The organism is Achromobacter sp. RTa, assembly GCF_000757485.1.
Lineage (GTDB): Bacteria > Pseudomonadota > Gammaproteobacteria > Burkholderiales > Burkholderiaceae_B > Achromobacter.
In genome coordinates this window covers 305,383-325,188 of record NZ_JPYO01000027.1, presented here as the reverse complement: position 1 = coordinate 325,188, position 19,806 = coordinate 305,383, and the positions used below count along the sequence as shown (strand labels likewise).

The window sequence follows — 19,806 nt, the reverse complement described above, 5'->3', positions numbered from 1 at the left end:
GAAGCCGGCCGCTCGACAAGTTGAGCCCATGCAAGGAAAATCGTTGCACGTATCCCGAATGTCCTTGTGGCTCCAACGCGATGCTCTATCTGTGCGAAATCGAAGACGTGTTTGAATTGAATGGACGGGGATGCGTAGTCGTGCCTGGAGTCCCGCACGCATTGGCGCCGGATGCGCGGGTCCGCGTGGGCACGGCGCTGCTGATCGTGACGCCGGCCGGCGATGAACTGGGCACTACCATCTCCGGCATCGAGATGATCGATCGGGGCAGGCCGCTGAGCCACGCTCCCTTCAGCGTGCCCCCGGCGATTACAAAGAAGCAATTGCCGATCGGGTCCAAGGTGTACGCGCTTCAAGATCCGGCAGCGTGATACGCCCGGAAGATCCGAAAAGGAGACCACCCATGCCTAAGTTCGTGACGATCGGATATGGAACCCGCGAGGGGTATGACCGAACCCCGATAGCCGTCCGGAACGCGGCGCATGCGCACGACGCGAAGTTGCAGAAAGACGGCGTGTTGATGGGCATCGCGGGCAAGCCGGTGCAGGTGCGCAATCCGGACGCCGCCGGGGCGGTTACGGAGGATGGTCCATTCATGGGGGCGCCCTTGCCGGTGGCGGGCTTTGCCATCATCGAGGCGGCGGACCTGGCAGAGGCGGTGGACATGGTGTCGCGTACGCCCTGCGCGGTGGCGCATGGCGTGGTCGAGGTGTGGCCGCTGGAACAGCCGTAGCGTGGCGGGGTGAAGCTCGCTGCCGGCTAACGCGGCGCCGGGCGCGGCCGGGTTTCGGACGGGGACTGCCGGTCCCGGCCCAGGCGGCGCAATTCATCCAGGGTGAGGCGCAGCAGCCGGGTGGGCTGCTCATCGCGGCGCATGTACATGCCTACCGAGCGCGATAGCGCCTGTTGCAGCCGGGTCTTGCGCACGCCGCGCTGCGTGGCGTTGTCCAGCGAGGACTCCGGCAGCAGCGCGATGCCGCAGTTGTGCTGCACGAAGCGGGCGATGGTGTTCAGGTCCCGCAGGGAATATACGGGATGGAAGGGCTGGGACGCGGCCTGGAAGGCGCGTTCCGTCAAGACGCGCACGCTGGTGCCGGGCGGCATGCTGATGAGCGGCAGCCGAGCCAGTTCCGCGGGCGCCCAATGCGTGATGTCCGGCTTGACCTGGGCGCTGTGAAACAGCACGAAGGGTTCGGTGAACAGTTCCTGGTAGACGAGGTCCGAGGCGCCTACGTCGTTCTTGGTGGTGACCGCGATGTCCACGCGCCGCTCGCGCAGCAATTGCAGGGCTTCGTTGGCGATGGGATCGAACACGTCCACCTGGATCCGCGGCTGCCGGCGCCCCAGGCTCTGGATCAACAGGGGAATGAGCGAGGCCGCGAGCGTGGGCAGGGCCGCGACGGCTACGCGGTTGTTGCGGTCGCGCAGCCGCTGCTCCAGTTCCAGCATGCCTTTTTCATGCAGCGCCGTGATCTTGCGCGCGATGTCCAGGATGTCCTGGCCTTCGCGCGACAGGCGCACCATGCGGGTGGTGCGCTCGAAGAGTTTGACGCCCAGCGTCTCTTCCGTTTCCTTCAGCAGTTTGCTCAGCGTGGGCTGGGTGACGTGCAGCATTTCGGCCGTTCTCTGAAAACTCAGCGTTTCGGCCAGCAGCACGAAGATGCGCAATTGTCTCGTCGTCAGATTCATTCTTTTTGTCTATCAATCCCGTCCAAATTGGAACTTAACCTCGGCGCCTTGCTGCCTTAGCCTTTGCATCACGGACTTTCTCTGGAGCTGGGATGTTTCGTCTTGATGGAAAGGTAGCCCTCGTGACCGGATGCGGAACGCTGGGCGAAGGATGGGGCAATGGCAAGGCCGCCGCCGCGGTCCTGGCCAGGCAGGGCGCGGCGATCTACGGCTGCGATATGAATATCGACGCGGCGCGCCAGTCCGCCGAAGCGGTGGCCGCCGAGGGCGGGAAGATCGTGGTCCGGCAGTGCGACGTGACGGATGGCGCGCAGGTGGCGGAGCTGGCGCGGGCCTGCATCGAGACCTATGGCCGCATCGACATCCTGGTCAACAATGTCGGCCGCTCGGAACCAGGCGATCCGGTCTCCATGACGGAGGACCTCTGGAACGACCAGATCCAGGTGAATCTGACGTCCGCGTTCCTGTGCTGCAAGCACGTCATACCCCTCATGAAGAGAGCCGGTGGAGGCTCGATTATCAACATTTCGTCCATCGCCGGGTTGCGCTATGCGGGCAAACCCCAGGTGGGCTACGCGGCCGCGAAGGCGGCCCTGATGCAGATGACGGCCACCACCGCCGTCATCTATGCGGCCGATGGCGTGCGGCTGAATTCGGTGGTGCCCGGATTGATGTTCACGCCGCTCGTCGAACGCCTGGCGCAGAAATACGCCAAGGGCGATTACGACGGCTTCGTGGCGCACCGGCACGCGCAGGTGCCGTCCGGACGCATGGGCGACGCCTGGGACGTGGCCCATGCCGTGGCCTTCCTGGCCAGCGATGAAAGCCGCTACATCACGGGGCAGCAGATCGTGGTGGATGGCGGCATCACCATGGCCACGCGCTGAACGGAGCCGGCTGATGAATACATGCGAGCAAGCGGGCGCGGGGCGCCTGGCAGGCAAGGTGGCCTTGGTTTTCGGAGCGGGCTGCGTGGGGCCGGGGTGGGGCAATGGGCGCGCGATCGCCGTGCGCTTCGCCCAGGAGGGCGCGCTGGTGGTGGCGGTGGACAAGCGGCCCGAATCGCTGCCGGAGACCCTGGAACTGGCGGGCGAGTGCCGTTCGCGCATTCATACCCACATCTGCGACGTCGGCGACGCGGCCCAGGTGGCGGCGCTGGTCGCTGCGGTGGTCCAGCGCCACGGCCGGATCGACATTCTGGTCAATAACGTGGGCGGCCCGATCCCCGGCGGTCCGGTTGCCCTGTCGCAAGACGATTGGCACAGGCAGCTGGACCTGAATCTGACGTCGGTGTTCATGACCTGCCAGCAGGTCCTGCCCATCATGGAGGCGCAGGGCGCCGGCGCGGTGGTCAATGTGTCCTCGACCTCGGCCATACGCTGGACCGGCGCGCCGCAGGTCGGCTACGCGGCGGCCAAGGCCGGCGTGATGCAGTTTGGACGGGTCGTGGGCGTGGAGTACGCCAGAAAGGGCGTGCGCATCAATACCGTCCTGCCCGGCCAATTGCATACGCCGCTGGTGGATGCCTTCCTGGCCGGCCAGCAGACCGAAGGCGATATCGAGGCCTTGCTGGAACGGCGGCGGCGGCGCATTCCGCTGCCGCTCTCCGGGGACGGCCGGGATACCGCCAACGCCGTGCTCTTTCTCGCCTCGGACGAGGCGCGTTTCATCACGGGAACCGAACTGGTAGTGGATGGGGGCATGAGCGCCCGTTGCGACTGAAGATCACTCAAAGGGAAATCACGATGGCGCGCATTGACTACGCGGATATCACCAAACCGGAAACGAAGCCGCTGGTGGAACGCATCGAACGGGAACGGTCCAGCCTGCCGAATCTTTACCGGATGCTGCTCAACAGCCCGCCGGTGGCGCAGGGCTGGCTGGCCTATCTCACGGCGATACGCCAGCAGAGCGGCCTGCACGCCAGGCTTCGGGAGATGCTCATCCTGCGCGTGGCGGTGCTGAACCAGGCCGACTACGAGTTCGAGCAGCATCTGCCCATTGCCCTGCAGGCGGGGTGTAGCCAGGCCCAGGTGGCGGGGCTGAAGGCCGGCGATTTCGCGCCGCTGGATGCGGGCGAGCGCGCGGCGATGGCGTATTGCGACGAGATGACGCGCGAGATCCGGGTCCGGGACGCGACGTTCGCGGCGGTGCGCGCGGCCTACGACGACAAAGAGATCGTGGAGATCACGGCCACGGTGGCCGCCTACAACATGGTGTCGCGTTTCCTGGAGGCGATCCAGATAGATCACGAATGAACGGCTCGCTTGAAGGCCGGCGAACAACGATACAGGGAGACAAGCATGCATAGCTTCAAAGGACTGCGCGGCGCGTTCGCGTCCATCGCTCTGGGCCTGGCCTTGGGCGCACCGGCACATGCCGACTATCCGGCAAGACCGGTGCAGTTGATCATTCCGTTCGCGCCCGGCGATACCGACCAGATGCTGCGACCCATCACCGAGAAGATGGGCCAGTACCTGGGGCAGCCTATCGTGATGAACTACAAGCCGGGCGCGGGCGGAGGCATCGGCGCGGCGTTTACGGCGTCGGCCGCGCCGGACGGCTACACCATTGTCGGAAGCTCGCCGGGGGCGCTGGTGGTGGTGCCGCTGGCCAACAAGGAAATCAAGTACACGACGGATTCCTTCGCGCCGGTCGCGGCGATTTCGCTGGGCGGCATGATGATCGTTGCCTCGGGCAAGTCCAAGTACAAGACGCTGGCCGACGTGGTGGCCGATGCGAAGGCGCGCCCCGACGGGATTTCCTACGGCACGTCGGGCGCCATGGGCATCAGCCACTTGCTGGGCGAGACTTTCGCGTCCGAGGCCAGGATCCAGCTGCGCCATATTCCTTTCCAGGGCAGCGCGCCGGCGGTCACGGCCCTGCTGGGCGGGCACACGGATATCGCGGTGTCCGCCGTGGGTCCGGCCCAGGCGCACATCCAGTCCGGCGGCCTGCGGCCCCTGGCCGTTTTCAGCAGCAAGCGGCTGGCCGCCTATCCCGATGTTCCCACCCTGCGCGAGCTGGGCTATGAGGTCGGCAGCCCGACCATCTACGGCCTCATGGCGCCCAAGGATACGCCGCCCCAGGTGATCGACGCCCTGTACCAGGCCGCGCGCAAGGTCGTTGCCGACCAGGGCGACGAGGTGAGCAAAACGCTGGGAACGATAGGCGCGGAGGTCAGCGTGCTGAGTCCGCAGGAGTACGGCGCCTACTTGCAGGGGCAGCGCGCGCTGTTTTCCAAGGCGATCGGCCTGATCCGTGAATGAACGGCCGACCGGGCGCGGCGCTACCGGCAATCCATCGAATACCCGCAGCGCAGCTGGTCGGGAAAGTCGGCTGCCGCGGCGCCGTCGGCCAAGCCGTCCGGCACGTTCCAGGCGATGAGCCTCGCGCCGTCGGCGGCTCCGACCTTGCGGGCGTAGATCCACAGCTTGTCGCCTTTCCAGGAGAACGCCATGGCGCTTGCGCTTTCGTTCTTGGGTAGGCGCAGGTTGAGCACGGGCTTTTCTTCTGCCATGTCGAGCACGGTCACGGCGTTGTCGGAGCCGCTGACCGCCAGCAGGCGGCCGCGGGCGGAGCGCGCCAGGCTGGAGGTGTTGTGCACAGTCGGCGTGTCCACGTCGAACCGAGGCAACCCGGTGGCCAGGTCGATGACCCGGAACCGGCGGCCGCCGTTGCCGGTGATTGCCGCCAGCGCCCAATTGCCCGGCAGGCTGCCGAAGAACAGGTTTCCCGTTGCGGCCTTGAAGCTGCGGGCGACGCGCGCGCTGCCGGGGTCGATGCCGTAGGCGCCTCGGCCGGCGGACCAGAACAGGCTGTCGCCGAAATGGATGCGGTTGCTGCGCGCCCGCGGCATCGCCTGTTCCAGGGCGTCATCGACCTCGCCGCGCAGGGCGCTGTTCCAGGCGCGCTGGCTCCATTCGCCCTGGGGCGAGAGGACGAACAGGCTGTCGCCTGCCCGGACGGCGACGCCGCCCGCCGGGCGCGGGGACCAGCCATCCGCAGGCCAGTAGCGCAGGTCCTGCGGCGGTGCGTAGGAATGGGGCTTGCCCTGTCCGGGCCGCCACGCCACCAGTGCGTGGGCGCCGTCGTTCCCCATGCTGCTGCCCCACACCAGGCCGTCCGCGGCAATCTTGAGCTTGAATGCCTGCCCGAACCCGGGTGCTGCATCGCGCCGCTCCACGGCATCGCCTTGAGGCAGGTAGAGGTGGGATGCGTTTCCGGAGGCCAGGAGGCTGCCGTCGGGCAAGGCGAGCAGGCTCCAATCGTGGTTGTCGTAGCGCCGCAGCATCGATTCGTCGGCGGGCAGCTCGGCGCCCGGCAGCGAGGTCTCCGGCAGCGATGCGCTCCGGACCACGGGAACCGCAGCGGGACTTACGCCGTAGCCATAGGCGTCGAAATAGCCCTGCATGATCCGGTCCGCATCGGAGGGCGGCAGGGCCTGCATGCGTTGGGCGAATTCCGCCACCGCGCGCTCCAGCGCGGGGTCGGTGCGGGATGCGGACTCGGTCTTGCGCTCGATGTGCGGATTGGGAACGCAGGTCACGCCCACCATGCAGCTGAACAGGTTGAATTGGCGCGATACCGTAGTGGATGTGCCGCCGAACCAGACCAGCGTCATGGGGCTGCGGCCCGCCATGGGGGAGACGTCCATGACCGTGCCGTAGTCCTTTTGCGCGGGCCGGGATTTGGCTTGTTCGCGGTAGAACGACCAGCGCGGAATCGTCTGCGCGAAAAAAGGCGCCTGACCGATGGTCTTGTCCGCATGCCCGGGTTGCGCGGCAATGGCCCGGGCGAAATCCGCGTGCTCGGTTCTGGTGATGACGCCTGCGCGCAGCGCCCGTTCCAGGACCGGCGCCGCGGCTTGCGACGCCTGCTGGCTCAGGGTTTCGCGCAGCGCGGGATCGTGTGTTGCGCTGACCCGCGCCCAGTAGAACTCCATGCGGGACAAGGCCGCGCTGTCGTTGCGCCATTGAAAGCCGCTCAGGCCGGGCGATGCCAGGTCCTGCTCCAGGCTCGTCTTTACCGCCTCATAGGGCTGCGGAATCAGGTAATAGATGCCTTGTTCATACGAGGCGCCGGGCCCGGGCCGCATCATTATCGGCGCGGCGTCCGCCGGGCACATCAGTACCGCGGCGGCCAGCCCCGCCGACAGCCGCGCTGCGGCCCTATGGCTGCTCTTGGGGAGGATATCCGTCACTGCGTAGCTTGGGCGTCGATGAAGAGGATCCGATTGTAGATCGGAGGCCTGGAGGCGAGACGCGAAATCGGACTGATGCGTCCGCGGAGGGCGGCGGACGGAAATGCGAAGGCCGGCTTTCGCCGGCCTTCCTATCGTTGCCGTCGAGGCGGCGCGCCTATTGCGGCTGCAGCCCGGCTTTCTTGACGATGTCTCCCCAGCGCGGCAATTCCTGGCGCAGCATGGTTTCGAAGCCTTCCGGCGTGCTCGTTTGCGCCACCACGCCCAGCCCTTCCAGCTTCTCGATCACTTCCTGGTCCTGAAGCACCGCGTTGAACACGCTATTCAGCTTCTGGACTACCGCAGGCTGGGCCCCCTTGGGCAGGAGGAAGCCGATCCAGACGTGGGCAGGCACGGTGTCAAAGCCGCTTTCCTTCATGGTCGGCACTTGCGGGAATAGCTTGAGGCGCTGCTCCGAGCCGATCGCCAGCGCTTTCAGCTTGCCGGAAGCGACGAAGGCCTGCACGGCGGGCACGGTATCGAAGGCGATGTCGACCTGCCCTGCCAGCAGGTCGGTCATTGCGCGCGCGCTGCCCTGGTAGGGAATGTGCTCGATGCGCAGGCCGTTCTGGAACTTCAGGGTTTCCATCGCCAGGTTGGACGAAGTGCCTGTGCCTGGGCTGGCGTAGTTCAGCTTGCCGGGGTTCTGCTTGGCATAGGCGACCAGTCCGGCCACGTCGTTGAATGGCATGTCCGGGCGCGCCACGAGCACCAGCGGCAGATTCGCCACCTGGCCGACGGGAGTGAAGTCTTCCGGGGTCTTGTAGTTCACTGACTTGTACAGAAAGTGATTGGTGACCGCCGCCCCGGTTGCGGCGATGGTCAGGGTATAGCCATCCGGCGGCTGGCGCACGAACGACGACAGCAGCACGCTGCCGCCCTGGCCAGGCTTGTTTTCCACGATCACGGGTTGTCCCAACCGGGTCGAGGCGCGCTCGGCCAGCATGCGGGCCACGGTGTCGGTGGCCTGGCCTGGCGGGAAGCCGAGCTGCAGTGTTATCGGTTTCTGCGGATAGCCATCCTGGGCCGCATGCGCGCCCAGCGGAACCGCGGCAATGCACGCGGCCATGATGAGGTGGACTGCCGACTGCTTCATGTTGTCTCTCTCCTGTACGCCGGCTTGAGCGTTATTCGTTATTCGGTGGGGCGCTTTCTCAGCAAATATGTCTGCGAGCCTTCCATGACGGTCTCGCCGCGCTGGTTCACCACGCGAGTCGCCATGCGCACCGTGCCTGTGGTGCGGCCGGGCTTGAGTTCCACGATTTCCAGCGTGCTGTACAGGGTGTCGCCTACGTAGACGGGGCCCACGAAGCGCGAGCTTTGCTCGATGAAACCCTTCATGGATGCTTCGGTCATGTGCGGAAACAGCCCGGCGCCCGCTGCCGTCTGGATAGCCACCTGGAAGCCATGGGCCAGCATGTGCGGCATGCCGTTGGCGCGGCAGTACTCCGCGTCGTAGTGAATGGGGTGGTTGTCGCCGCTGGCCAGCTGGAACGCGGCAAACAAGGCGTCGGTCATCGTGCGCGACGGCAGGATGAAGCGCTCGCCTACCTTGAAATCGTCGAAATAGCGTTGTTCGCACATCTGGTGCGAAGTGGGGTCGAAACCGTTGTTCGGCATTGCTCGTCGTCTCCTGTCCGTGTGGTTGAAAGTCGGATCAATGTACATTACGGAAATGGTTTTCGCAATATTCAAAACTGTAGGCGTGTAGATAATTCCCTTCAGGATCTTCGTTTGTTGCCAGGGAAACAATGGTTGGGATATATTGCGAAAATCATTTCTGCAAGTGTTCGACGCGATGATCGGGCGCAGGCCCGGCAGTCGGGCCGAGGCGCCGGACCCCATCAACAAAACAAGACTGGAGACCTGGATGGATTTGGGACTGAAGGGAAAAGTGGCTGTCGTCACGGGCGGCGGCAGCGGCATCGGCGCCGCGATATGCGCGCAGCTGGCTCGCGAAGGCGCGTCGGTCGTCGTTGCCGACATCAACGGACCGGCCGCCCAGGCCCGGGCCGAGGCGCTGGTGCGTGAAGGCGGACAAGCCTGCGCCTGCCAGGTGGACGTCACCGACGAGGCTTCCGTGCTCGGGCTTTTCCAGCGCGCGGGGGCGGAATACGGCGGGGTGGACATCCTGGTGAACAACGCCGGCTTCACCCGCGACATGCGCATTACCAAGATGGGCCTGGGGGATTGGGACAGCGTCGTCGACGTCATTCTCAAGGGCGCATTCCTTTGCACTCGCGAAGCGGCTCGGGATTTCGCCAGGAAGAACTGGGGGAGAGTCATCAATATTTCGTCGCGCGCCCATCTGGGAAATCCGGGCCAGGCCAATTACTCGGCCGCCAAGGCCGGCCTGATCGGCTTTACGCGCGCCATGGCCCTGGAACACGGCCGCCACAACGTGACGGTCAATGCGGTGGCGCCCGGCATCATCGATACCGAGGCGGTGCAGCGGCTGCCGCATTACGCAAAGATCCGCGAGGCGGCGCAGGCGACCACGCCCATTCCCCGCATCGGGCATGTGAACGACGTGGCCAGCGTCGTCACGTTCCTGGCCTCGGAGCCGGCCGGCTACCTGACCGGGGACGTCGTTCACGTCACCGGCGGCCGCTACTGACCGGCCCGGGAGGAACCACACCATGTCCATCAAGCCTCTCACGGGCATACGCATCCTGGACTTCAGCAAGGTGCTGGCGGGTCCTATCTGCACGCAGGCGCTGCAGGACCTGGGCGCCGAGGTCATCAAGGTGGGAGCCGGGGATTCCGGCGACGATACGCGCGGCTGGCCGCCGTTCCGCAACGGGGATGGCGCGGTCTTTCACTATGCCAACCGGGCCAAGCGCAGCATTGCGCTGGATCTGAAATCTCCCGAGGCGCTCGCGGTGGTGAACAAGCTGGTAGAGCGCGCCGACGTGGTCGTCGAGAGCTTCGGGCCGGGCGTGGCCGAGCGGCTCAAGATCGATTTCGCGACGCTGTCGGCCATCAATCCACGCCTGGTGTATTGCAGCATTTCCGGCTATGGGCGCAGCGGCCCCATGGCGCACGGCAAGGGCTACGACATGATCCTGCAGGCCTTTGTCGGCATGTGCTCGATCATGGGCGAGCAGGGCAGCGGCCCGGTGCGCGCGCCTTTCTCGCCGGTGGACCAGGGCACCGGCATGCAGGCCACCAGCGCCATCCTGGCGGCCTTGATGGAGCGGGGGCGCACCGGCCAGGGATGCCGCATCGAAGCGTCGTTGTTCGAAACCGGCATGGCCTTCCTGGGCTATATGTTCCAGAGCTTCTGGGAGCGCGGCACCGAGCCGCAGCGATTCGGCTGCGCGCACGAATCGCTTTGCCCCTACGAGGCCTACCAGGCCCGCGACAGGCAGATCCTGATCGGCGTGGCCAGCGAACCGCTTTGGCGGCGCTTGTGCGAGGTGCTGGGCCTGGACGATATGCGCGACGATCCCAGGTTCGAGAGTAATGCCAAGCGCGTGCAGCACCGAGGCCTGGTCGCGCAACGCTTGAATGAGGTGCTGGCCCGGCAGGATGCCGCGCACTGGCAGGACCTGCTATTGCAAAACGGCATCCCGGGCGCGCAGATCAATACGTTCGCCGATGCCCTCAATCACCCTCACACCCTGGCCAGCGGCATTCTGGTCGATGTGGATAGCGAGCGCCATGGCCCTATGCGCACCGTCGGACAGCCGGTCAAGTTCAACGGTCAGCGCAGCATGGCCAGCGGGCCGGCGCCCGCGCACGGCGAACATACGCGCGCCATTCTGGGCGAACTGGGATACGGCGACGAGCAGATCGAGGCCCTGCGCCAGCGCGGCATGATCAAACTGGCCTGATCGGCCGATCACAAGAAAGAGAGAGATATGAGCGAGACGTATATCGTGGGCATAGGCATGACGCCTCTGGCCAAGCACCTGAGCCTGAGCGTGAAGCAATTGACGGCCATGGCCGTGGACCAGGCCTTGCAAGACGCGGGGCTGGAACGGGGAGCGGTCGAGGCGGCGTGGTTCTGCAATACGCGCCAGGGCGCGCTGGAAGGCCAGCATGGAGTGCGCGGGCAATGCGCGTTGCGCGCCTATGGGTTCGAAGGCATCGCCATCTTCAATACCGACAACGCCTGCGCGAGTTCGAGCTCGGGCCTGCTGCAGGCGCACGCCGCGGTCAAGGCGGGGCTGTACGACGTCGCCTTGGTCGTGGGCGCGGAAAAAATGAACTACCCCGAAAAGCGGCAGCAGATGTTCGAGGCTTTCAAGGGAAGCTGGGACCGCGATCTGGCCGAGCAGCATATGCAGGGCCTGCTGGCCATGGGCGAGGGCATGGCGTTGCCGCCCGAGGCGTTGGCCGATACGGGAGAGCGATCGGTGTTCATGGACATCTACGCGGCGCAGGCGCGTTTCCACATGAAAACCTTCGGCACGACGCAGCGCCAGATCGCTGCCGTGGCCGCCAAGAACCACTGGCATTCGCAGTTCAACCCGCTGGCGCAGTACCGGACCCCGATGACCGTCGAGGAGGTGCTGGCCGACAAGCTCGTTGCCTGGCCGATGACGCGCTCGATGTGCGCGCCCATGAGCGACGGCGCGGCGGCCCTGGTGGTCGCGTCGGAAAAGGCGCTCAAGCGCCTGGACGCCCGCCGGGCGGTTCGGATCCGCGGGATCGCCGCGAGCAGCGGTTCGCAGCGCACCGCCGAACAGGTCGACCGCCATTTGACGAGAGTTGCGGCATGGCGCGCCTATGAGGCGGCGGGGGCCGGCCCGGAGGACATCTCGCTGGCCGAGCTGCACGACGCATCGGCCATCGCCGAGATCCTGCACAGCGAAAACTGCGGTTTCTGCGACTACGGCGATGGCGGAGCGCTGGTTGAAAGCGGGGCGACGCGCCTGGGCGGCCGCCTGCCGCTGAACGTGTCCGGCGGCTTGCTCTCCAAGGGCCACCCCATCGGGGCCACCGGCGCCATCCAGGTACATGAGATCGTGACGCAACTGCGCGGCGAGGCGGGCCAGCGGCAGGTCGCCGGCAGCCCGCGCCTGGGCATGACCGAGAACGGCGGCGGCTTCTACGGGCTAGAGGAAGCGGCATGCGTGGTCGGCATCTTCGAAGCGCCGTCGCGCCACTGAGGCGCGGGCAACGGGAGCAATGAGATGCCCATCGACCGCGAGCAATTGTTGAACTGGAATATTCCCGAAGTCCGGCACGCCTATACGGAGCGCGACACCATGCTGTATGCGCTGGGTCTGGGCGTCGGCGACGATCCGCAATCCCCGCAAGCCTTGCGTTTCGCCTTCGAGCGCGACCTGCTTGCGTTGCCCACGATGGCGGTGGTGCTGGGCTATCCCGGCCTGTGGATGCGCGATCCGGCGCTAGGCCTGCAATGGCATAGGATGCTGCACGGCGAGCAGGGCATGGCGCTCTACCGGCCTCTGCCCACGGCCGGCACCGTGATCGGCCGCACCCGGGTAACGGAGGTATACGACCGCGGGCCGGAGAAGGGCGCCGTCGTACATACGCGCCGCGACGTCGTCGACGCGGCGACGGACGAGCTGCTTTGCAGTCTGTTCGCCACTTCCATGCTGCGAGCCGATGGCGGCTTCGGCGGGCCGCCGCCGCCGGCGCGCCCTGGCGCGGCGCTGCCCGAGCGCGCGCCCGACTGCGTGCGGGACCTGGCCATCCTGCCGCAGGCCGCTTTCATCTATCGGCTTTCGGGTGACTACAACCCACTGCACGTGGACCCGCAGCTGGCGGCGGACGCGGGCTTCCAGGCTCCCATCCTGCATGGCCTGTGCACCTTCGGCATGGCGGGCCGCGCCCTGCTCGACGCCGTCTGCGGCAACGACCCGCGGCGCCTGCAGTCCATGGACGTGCGCTTTTCCACGCCGGTGTACCCTGGCGAAACCCTGCGCACGGAAATCTGGATCGAGCAAGGCGCGGCGGTATTCCGCAGCACGGCGCTGGAGCGCGGCGCCGCAGTACTGACCAATGGCAACGCCAGGCTGGCGGCCTGATATGACACCGGACAAGGAGAAGACAATGGGTCCCCTGGCAGGACTGAAAGTGGTGGAGTTCCCGGCTATAGGCCCCGTGCCGATGTGCGGCATGCTGCTCGCGGACCTGGGCGCCACCGTCATACGGCTGGAGCGGCAGCAGCCCCTCGCCGACCTGGGGGTGGAACGCCCGCTCAAGTTCAACCTGCTGCTGCGCAACCGGCCCAGCATCGGCGTGGACCTGAAGGCCGCCGACGGCGCGCGCTTTGCGATGGAGCTGCTCGGCTCCGCCGACGTGCTGCTCGAAGGTTTCCGGCCCGGCACCATGGAACGCATGGGCTTCGGGCCCGAGGCCTGCCTGGCGCGCAATCCCCGCCTGGTGTATGGCCGCATGACGGGATGGGGGCAGAGCGGTCCCTATGCCGCCATGGCGGGCCACGACCTCAACTACATTGCTCTCACCGGAGCGCTCAACGCCATCGGGCGCAAGGGCGCGCCGCCCACGCCGCCGCTGAATCTGGTCGGTGATTTCGGCGGCGGGGCGCTGTATCTGGCCCTGGGCGTCATGGCAGCCGTTTTCACGGTGCGCAACGGGGGCAAGGGCCAGGTGGTCGACGCCGCCATGGTGGATGGGGCGGCCTCGCTCATGACTCCATTCTTCGGCATGGCGGCCGCTGGCCTGCTCAATCCCGAGCGCGGCACCAACGTGCTGGATTCAGGCGCGCCGTACTACGACGTCTATCGCTGCGCCGACGGCAAATACCTGTCCATCGCGCCCATCGAGACCCGTTTCCGGAAAACGTTCCTTGAAAAGCTGGGGCTGGAAGGCGACGTCCAGGCCGGCGGTCCAGGCGCCGGCTGGGACGCCCTGCGCGAGCGGATCGAGGCCCGCGTCGCCACCCGCACGCAGGAGCAATGGTGCGGGATCTTCGATGGCTCCGACGCCTGCGTCGCGCCGGTCCTGTCCATTGCCGAAGCGCCCGCGCATCCGCACAACCAGGCCCGCGGCACCTTCATAGAAGTTGACGGGGTTCCCCAGCCCGCGCCGGCGCCGCGCTTCAGCGGCACGCCCGCCGGCACGCCCCGTCCTCCCGAACCCGTCAACAGCCGCTACGAAGAATGCCTGCGCGACTGGGGCTGGTCGGCCACGGATATTTCCGGTTGGCGCGGCAACCCTGCGGTGGGCCCCGGCGCCTAGGCAATTCCGCCGACCCGTCTGCTAGACTCATACGCCTGAATCCGGAACTTCCATGAGCAAGACCGACCCCAACTCCGCGCCCGCGAAAGGCCGGCGCCGCAAGGCGATGGACGCCAACCCCGCGGGCCACGCGGCCCGCGATGATCTGAAAGACAGTTCCGACCGGCAATTCGTCGTGGCCCTGGCACGCGGCCTGGACATCCTCAAGGCCTTCCGGCCTCGGGAAGGCCCGCTGGGCAACCGCGAACTCTCCGAACGTACCGGCATGCCCGCGGCCACGGTTTCACGGCTTACCTACACCCTGTGCCGCCTCGGCTACCTGGAATTCAATGCGCGCCAGGAAAACTACGAGCTCGGAAGCAGCACGCTGGCGCTGGGGCAGGTCGCGCTGGCCCGCCGCAATATCCGCAAAGTCGCCGCGCCCCTCATGCAGGAGCTCGCCGACCGCACCAACGGCAACGTCGGCCTGGGCATCCTGCACAAGCGCATGATGCTTTACATCGAAACCTGCGAAGGTTCGGGCCTGCTCGGCCTGCGCCTTTTCAATGGCTCGCGCATCCCCGTCATCACCAGCGCCATGGGGCGCGCCTATCTGGCCCGCATGGAAGACGCCGAGCGGGAAAGCCTGCTGGAAGTCCTGCAGCCGCAGTTTGGCGCCGACTGGGCCACCGCCATGGTCGGCCTGCAAAAAGCCATGCGCGACATGGACCGCTACGGCTTCTGCACGTCGCTGGGCGAGTGGCAAAGTTATATCCACGGCGCCGGCACGGCCATACGTCTTTCCGACGGAAGCCTGTACGGCTTGAACCTGGGCGGCGCCGCCTATCTGCTGCCCGAGCGCGAGCTGATGGAAGTCCATGGCCCGCAATTGGTGGAAGTGGCCGAGAAAATCCGCAAGGCCATGAGCGCGCCGGAAGAGGTGTGACTCTTAGGTATGCTGCCGGCAAGGAGGACCCATTGCATGGCCACGCCCGAACAGATAATGAAGCATTACGACGCCGACCCGGACGAGGATCCATGGGTCCGCGCCAAGCCGGCGCCCGCGCCCGTCGAAGTCGTTTCCTACGATCCCGAATGGCCCGAACGCTACGGGGATCTCGAGGCGCGGATACGCCAGGCGCTGGGGCCGGCGGCGCTGGACGTGGAACACATGGGATCGACGGCGGTGCCGGGCCTGGCGGCCAAGCCCGTGATCGATATCGACCTTACCGTGGCGGATCCGGTGCGGGAAGAGGCGTATGTTCCGGCCTTGCAGGCGATCGGCTATGTCCTGGCGCTGCGGGAGCCTTCCTGGCACCAGCATCGGCTGCTGCAACTGGACGAGCCGAAAGTGAATCTGCACGTGTTCGGCCCGGATTGCCCGGAGAATATCCGGCACCGGATGTTCCGGGATTGGCTGCGCGGCCATGACGAGGACCGCGATCTGTATGCCCGCGCCAAGCAGACGGCGGCCGGAGGCATGATGGAAGTGATGGCGTACAACAAACGCAAGGAAGCGACGGTGCGCCGGATCTACGAACGCATGTTCCGCGCGGCCGGATTCCTGTGACGGGCGCTCAGGCGCCGGGCAGCATGTAGCGGGCGGACACGGCGAGGATCCGCTGGGCGGATTCGCGCAGCAGGCGCGCTTCGCGGTAGGCCTGCAGCGATACGACGGCGTCGTAGCGGCGGGAACTGCGCGGACCGGCCAGCAGCGCGGGGCGGCGGGTCAGAATTGGGGAGATCAAGCGTTGCATGAGGAACCTTCCTGCGGGCGCCAGGCCCGGGGTATATGGCTGGCATCGTAAGCCGGCCGGGAATGCGCGCCAACGATTTACCTTTCATATGGATATCCGGGCTTTCCCCGAGGAATAACGGGGCTTGCGCGCACTGCGCCGCCAGTATCGCCGGCGCATATGACAGTCTGATGCCAATGGCGGGCATGTCTTGCGAATTCACATACTACGCGGTAGCATTAAAAAAACACAGGATCGGAGACAGGAATGCCCTTGCCCTTGGAAGGTCTGTTGGTGATTGCCGTGGAGCAGGCTGCCGCGGCGCCTTACGCCTCGTCGCGGCTGGCCGACGCCGGCGCGCGGGTGATCAAGATCGAACGCGCGGCCGGCGATTTCGCGCGCGGCTACGATGGCGCTGTCATGGGCGACAGCACGTACTTCGTGTGGCTCAACCGGGGCAAGGAATCCATCGTCCTCGATTTCGCGCGGCCCGAGGACATGGCGCTGCTGCGCAAGCTGATTCTCCAGGCCGACGTGCTGATCCAGAACCTCGGGCCCGGCGCGGCCGCGCGCGCGGGCATCGGTTGGCAGGAGATGCGCGCCGCCAATCCCCGCCTTATCACTTGCGATATCAGCGGTTACGGCGAAACGGGTCCGTACGCGGACATGCGGGCCTACGATCTGCTCGTGCAGGCCGAATCGGGAATCGCCTCGGTCACCGGCACGCCGGAGGCGCCCGGGCGCATCGGCATTTCGGCCTGCGATATCGGCACCGGCATGTATGCGCACGCGGCCATCCTGGAAGCCCTGTTGCAGCGGGAACGCACCGGGGAGGGCAGTGCGCTGCATGTGTCGCTGTTCGACGCAATGGCCGACTGGATGACCGTGCCCCTGCTGCACTACGACTACGCCGGCACGGTATGGCCGCGGGTGGGGCTGGGGCATCCCACCATCGCCCCGTATGGCGCATTCGCCTGCGGGGGCGGGCAGCAGCTCCTGATCGGCGTGCAGAACGATGGCGAATGGCGCCGCTTTGCCGGCGAGGTGCTCGGGCGCCCCGAGTGGGCCGACGACGCGCGCTATCGCAGCAATCAGGACCGCGTGCGCCACGCGGCCGAGCTGAAGTCCGAGATCGAATCCGTGCTGCGCGAAATGGACGTGGACGCGCTGCGGCAGCGCCTGGCGCAAGCGAAGATCGCGTACGCCTCGGTCAATGGCGTCAAGGAATTGTCGTCGCATCCGCACTTGCGCCGCGCGCAGGTGCGCACCGCGCATGGCGAGGCGTCCATCGTGGCGCCGCCCGTCCAGGTGCGCGGCGAGCCGCGCCAGCTCGGCGAGGTGCCGGCCATCGGCGCGCATACCGAGGCGGTCCGCGCCGAATTCGGCGGCGGGGCCTGAGGGTAGAATTTCGCGTTTGACTCGGCACATCAAGGAAACCATGGGACGGCCTAGCCTGATCGACAGCACGGAAGGAATCGAGAAGCGGCTCGCCATTCTCGACGCCGCCGCGTCCGTGTTCATGAACCTGGGCTTTTCCGCGGCCTCGCTGGATGACATCAGCGACGCATATGGCGCCACCAAGGGCATCATCTATTACTACTACCGCAATAAGTCGGCGCTGTTCTTCGCCGTGCAGCGGCGCGCCATGGAACTGACGCGCGAGGCCATCGAGCCCCATGCGCTGGCGGACGGGCGGCCCGCCGTCAGGTTGCGCAGCATGGCGCACGATCACACGCTGCTGATGATGGAGCACCTGGCCTATCTGCGGGTGGCTGCGCAGGGGCTGGAACTGCACCTGACCGGCCGCACCACGGCATCCGAACGCGCCGAACTCGAAGAAATCCTCAAGCTGCGGGCGGCGAACGAAGCCCTGTACGTGCGGGTAATCGAAGAGGGCGTGCAGTTCGGCGATTTCCGTCCCATGGATTCCAAGCTGCTGGTCAAGCCTTTGCTGGGGGCCTTGAACTGGACGTCGCGCTGGTACCACCCGCGCAAGAACGAAACCGCCAAGGACCGCGAACGCGTCGCCGACGAACTGGCCGGTTTCGCGGTCAGCGCGCTGTTGCCGCATCCCGGGTAAATCATGGCCGCGCGGCCGGGCAGGTCCGCGCGGCTTTTTTTAATCAATTTTGATACTAATCGGTATTATTTAAATAACAGGACGACAGCGATCTATGGCTCCGAAAATCCTGGTGGAACGCACCGGCTTTGTGACGACGGTGATCATCAACCGGCCCGAAGTGCGCAATGCGCTGGATCGCGAAGCCGCGGCCGCCCTGGCTCGCGCCCTGCGCGAGTTCGACGCCGACGAGGAGGCGCGCGTGGCCGTGCTGTGCGGCGCGGGAGGGGCCTTTTGTTCCGGCGCGGATCTCAAGGAACTGGCGGGAGGCACCGACTACGAGCCGTGGGCCGGCAGCGCGGAAGGCCCGTTGCATGCGCCGCTGTCCAAGCCCGTGATCGCGGCGGTGGCGGGCCATGCCTGCGCCGGCGGCCTGGGCGTGGCCTTGTGGTGCGATCTGCGGATCGCGGAGGAGAGCGCCTCGTTCGCGGTGCTGTCGCGCCGCTGGGGCGTGCCGATGAGCGACGGCACCACCGTGCGCCTGCCCCGCTTGATCGGCATGAGCCGCGCGCTGGACATGCTGTTGACCGCGCGCGTCGTGTCGGCGCCGGAGGCCGAGCGCTACGGGCTGGTCAACCGCGTCGTTCCGGATGGACGGGCGCGCGCCGAGGCAGAGGCGTTGGCGCGCCAGATGGCGCAGTTTCCCCAGATCGCCCTGCGCTCCGACCGGCAATCGGCCTACGCCCAGGCGGGCATGGCGGAGCCGGATGCGGTCGCCGCTGAAATGGCCTACGCCGCCGAGGCGCGCCGCCTGGAGGCGCGGGCGGGCGCGCAACGTTTCGAACAGGGCTCGGGCCGCCACGGCGCCCTGCCCGACGCCGGCTAGGAGAATGCGCATGCGAGCCGTAGTTTGCCGAGGGCTGGACGATCCCAGCCAAGTCAGCGTGGAGACATGCGCGCCGCCGCCGATGACGCCGGGCGCCGTGCGGATCGCCGTGCACTCGTGCGGGGTGAGTTTCGCCAACCTGCTGGTGCTGCAAGGCAAGCACCAGAACCGGCCGCCGCTGCCGTTGACGCCGGGCACCGAGGTCGCGGGCATCGTCACCGAATGCGCGCCCGGCGTAACCCTGTTCCGCCCGGGCGACCGGGTGGTGGCCGGCGTGCGCTCGGGCGGCTTCGCCAGCGAAGTGGTGGCCCCGGTGGACACCACGTTCGCCCTGCCTGACGGCGTGGATTTCGACAGCGCGGTGCAATTCCCCACCATTTACGCCACGGCCTATGGGGCGCTGTGCTGGCGCGCGCGCCTGCAGCCCGGCGAGACCGTGCTGGTGCACGGCGCGAGCGGAGGCAGCGGGCTGGCGGCCATCGAGATCGCCAAAAAGGCGGGGGCGCGGGTCATCGCCTGCGCCAGCACGCAGGCCAAGCTGGACGCGGCGCGCGCCCACGGCGCCGATGAGGGGCTGAACTACCGCGACGGCGACTTCCGCGACGCGGTGCTGTCGCTGACCGGCGGCCGCGGCGCGGACGTGATCTTCGATCCGGTGGGAGGCAAGATCTTCGAGGAATCGCTGCGCTGCGTGGCCCCGGAAGGCCGGCTGATCCCCATGGGGTTCGCCGGCGGCGAGATTCCACGGATTCCCGCCAACATCCTGCTGGTGAAGAACGCCACGGCCATCGGCATCTATTGGGGCTACTACATGGGCTGGGGCCGGGTGCCGGTCCCGCCGGAACGCCGCGCGGCGGTGCGCGCGGCGTTCGCCACCCTGTTCGACTGGGTGGTCGAAGGCGCGTTGAAACCCTATACGCAGCGGACCTTCGGCCTCGAGTCGTACGAAGAGGCGCTGGCCGTCCTGGCCTCGCGCGAGGTGATCGGGCGCGTCGCCCTGCATCCCCAAATTTCCCCCTGACAGCGGGCGCCCAGA

At 66.8% G+C, this 19,806-nt stretch carries 22 protein-coding genes; 17 read left to right on the top strand and 5 right to left on the bottom strand.

The genetic code is table 11. The features are described 5' to 3' along the window. The first annotated feature begins 140 nt into the window (after positions 1 to 140). Together JL37_RS09590 and JL37_RS09585 are read left to right on the top strand one after the other, a co-directional pair. Positions 141 to 371, top strand: coding sequence for a hypothetical protein (locus JL37_RS09590; RefSeq protein WP_156124256.1), 231 nt, complete (start codon positions 141 to 143; stop codon positions 369 to 371). Positions 372 to 403: 32 nt separating this feature from the next. Continuing rightward, on the top strand, positions 404 to 733 hold the full coding sequence (locus JL37_RS09585; RefSeq protein WP_043543599.1) for a YciI family protein: 330 nt from the start codon (positions 404 to 406) through the stop codon (positions 731 to 733). A gap of 26 nt (positions 734 to 759) precedes the next feature. Here JL37_RS09585 and JL37_RS09580 read toward each other — a convergent pair whose 3' ends face one another. Beyond that, positions 760 to 1,689, bottom strand: coding sequence for a LysR family transcriptional regulator (locus tag JL37_RS09580; RefSeq protein WP_052097029.1), 930 nt, complete (start codon positions 1,687 to 1,689; stop codon positions 760 to 762). 92 nt (positions 1,690 to 1,781) lie between these two features. Here JL37_RS09580 and JL37_RS09575 point away from each other — a divergent pair, with 92 nt between their 5' ends. From JL37_RS09575 to JL37_RS09560, 4 genes are read left to right on the top strand one after another with little or no spacing between them, the layout of a single operon-like run. Beyond that, positions 1,782 to 2,576: an SDR family NAD(P)-dependent oxidoreductase gene (locus JL37_RS09575; protein WP_043543598.1), complete on the top strand. Its 795-nt coding sequence runs from the start codon at positions 1,782 to 1,784 to the stop codon at positions 2,574 to 2,576. Between the two features lie 13 nt (positions 2,577 to 2,589). After that, positions 2,590 to 3,411: an SDR family NAD(P)-dependent oxidoreductase gene (locus JL37_RS09570; RefSeq protein ID WP_043543597.1), complete on the top strand. Its 822-nt coding sequence runs from the start codon at positions 2,590 to 2,592 to the stop codon at positions 3,409 to 3,411. Positions 3,412 to 3,434: 23 nt separating this feature from the next. Next, a complete protein-coding gene (locus JL37_RS09565; RefSeq protein WP_043543595.1) occupies positions 3,435 to 3,947 on the top strand; it encodes a carboxymuconolactone decarboxylase family protein in 513 nt (170 codons plus the stop codon). 45 nt (positions 3,948 to 3,992) lie between these two features. Continuing rightward, on the top strand, positions 3,993 to 4,958 hold the full coding sequence (locus JL37_RS09560) for a tripartite tricarboxylate transporter substrate binding protein (protein ID WP_043543594.1): 966 nt from the start codon (positions 3,993 to 3,995) through the stop codon (positions 4,956 to 4,958). A 20-nt stretch (positions 4,959 to 4,978) separates the two neighbouring features. Here the strand turns inward: JL37_RS09560 and JL37_RS09555 are convergent, their stop codons facing one another. The 3 genes from JL37_RS09555 to JL37_RS09545 all read right to left on the bottom strand — a co-directional run bounded on the left by JL37_RS09555 (position 4,979) and on the right by JL37_RS09545 (position 8,551). Next, on the bottom strand, positions 4,979 to 6,892 hold the full coding sequence (locus tag JL37_RS09555) for a YncE family protein (protein WP_156124255.1): 1,914 nt from the start codon (positions 6,890 to 6,892) through the stop codon (positions 4,979 to 4,981). A gap of 157 nt (positions 6,893 to 7,049) precedes the next feature. Beyond that, a complete protein-coding gene (locus JL37_RS09550) occupies positions 7,050 to 8,027 on the bottom strand; it encodes a tripartite tricarboxylate transporter substrate binding protein (RefSeq protein WP_043543589.1) in 978 nt (325 codons plus the stop codon). A 38-nt stretch (positions 8,028 to 8,065) separates the two neighbouring features. After that, positions 8,066 to 8,551 carry a MaoC family dehydratase gene (locus JL37_RS09545; protein ID WP_052097027.1) on the bottom strand — a complete coding sequence of 162 codons (486 nt, stop codon included), beginning with the start codon at positions 8,549 to 8,551 and terminating at the stop codon, positions 8,066 to 8,068. A 250-nt stretch (positions 8,552 to 8,801) separates the two neighbouring features. On the opposite strand from JL37_RS09545, the gene JL37_RS09540 reads away from it, so the two are divergent. Genes JL37_RS09540 through JL37_RS09510 form a run of 7 tightly spaced genes read left to right on the top strand, consistent with a single transcriptional unit; the run spans position 8,802 to position 15,659 of the window. Then, a complete protein-coding gene (locus tag JL37_RS09540) occupies positions 8,802 to 9,548 on the top strand; it encodes an SDR family NAD(P)-dependent oxidoreductase (protein WP_043543587.1) in 747 nt (248 codons plus the stop codon). 22 nt (positions 9,549 to 9,570) lie between these two features. Then, entirely contained in the window at positions 9,571 to 10,767 is a 1,197-nt protein-coding gene (locus JL37_RS09535) for a CaiB/BaiF CoA-transferase family protein (protein WP_052097026.1), read from the top strand. A gap of 27 nt (positions 10,768 to 10,794) precedes the next feature. Beyond that, the gene (locus tag JL37_RS09530) at positions 10,795 to 12,048 is read left to right on the top strand and encodes a thiolase family protein (protein ID WP_043543586.1); all 1,254 of its coding nucleotides are present in this window, start codon (positions 10,795 to 10,797) and stop codon (positions 12,046 to 12,048) included. Positions 12,049 to 12,072: 24 nt separating this feature from the next. After that, complete coding sequence (locus tag JL37_RS09525; protein ID WP_043543585.1) at positions 12,073 to 12,933, top strand: MaoC/PaaZ C-terminal domain-containing protein; 861 nt, start codon at positions 12,073 to 12,075, stop codon at positions 12,931 to 12,933. A gap of 25 nt (positions 12,934 to 12,958) precedes the next feature. Then, positions 12,959 to 14,110 (top strand): CaiB/BaiF CoA-transferase family protein, encoded by a 1,152-nt coding sequence (locus JL37_RS09520; RefSeq protein WP_043543582.1) that lies wholly within the window; start codon positions 12,959 to 12,961, stop codon positions 14,108 to 14,110. Positions 14,111 to 14,162: 52 nt separating this feature from the next. Next, positions 14,163 to 15,035, top strand: a complete 873-nt coding sequence (locus JL37_RS09515; protein ID WP_043543581.1) for an IclR family transcriptional regulator — start codon at positions 14,163 to 14,165, stop codon at positions 15,033 to 15,035. 36 nt (positions 15,036 to 15,071) lie between these two features. Next, positions 15,072 to 15,659 carry a GrpB family protein gene (locus tag JL37_RS09510; RefSeq protein ID WP_043543580.1) on the top strand — a complete coding sequence of 196 codons (588 nt, stop codon included), beginning with the start codon at positions 15,072 to 15,074 and terminating at the stop codon, positions 15,657 to 15,659. A 7-nt stretch (positions 15,660 to 15,666) separates the two neighbouring features. On the opposite strand, the gene JL37_RS09505 is transcribed toward JL37_RS09510, so the two are convergent. After that, on the bottom strand, positions 15,667 to 15,846 hold the full coding sequence (locus tag JL37_RS09505) for a hypothetical protein (protein ID WP_043543579.1): 180 nt from the start codon (positions 15,844 to 15,846) through the stop codon (positions 15,667 to 15,669). 246 nt (positions 15,847 to 16,092) lie between these two features. Here JL37_RS09505 and JL37_RS09500 point away from each other — a divergent pair, with 246 nt between their 5' ends. From JL37_RS09500 to JL37_RS09485, 4 genes are all read left to right on the top strand, one after another. Then, complete coding sequence (locus JL37_RS09500; RefSeq protein ID WP_043543577.1) at positions 16,093 to 17,223, top strand: CaiB/BaiF CoA-transferase family protein; 1,131 nt, start codon at positions 16,093 to 16,095, stop codon at positions 17,221 to 17,223. Between the two features lie 40 nt (positions 17,224 to 17,263). Next, on the top strand, positions 17,264 to 17,905 hold the full coding sequence (locus JL37_RS09495; RefSeq protein ID WP_043543576.1) for a TetR family transcriptional regulator: 642 nt from the start codon (positions 17,264 to 17,266) through the stop codon (positions 17,903 to 17,905). 94 nt (positions 17,906 to 17,999) lie between these two features. Beyond that, positions 18,000 to 18,770, top strand: coding sequence for a crotonase/enoyl-CoA hydratase family protein (locus JL37_RS09490; protein WP_043543575.1), 771 nt, complete (start codon positions 18,000 to 18,002; stop codon positions 18,768 to 18,770). A gap of 10 nt (positions 18,771 to 18,780) precedes the next feature. Beyond that, on the top strand, positions 18,781 to 19,791 hold the full coding sequence (locus JL37_RS09485; protein ID WP_043543574.1) for an NADPH:quinone oxidoreductase family protein: 1,011 nt from the start codon (positions 18,781 to 18,783) through the stop codon (positions 19,789 to 19,791). Positions 19,792 to 19,806 lie beyond the last annotated feature (15 nt).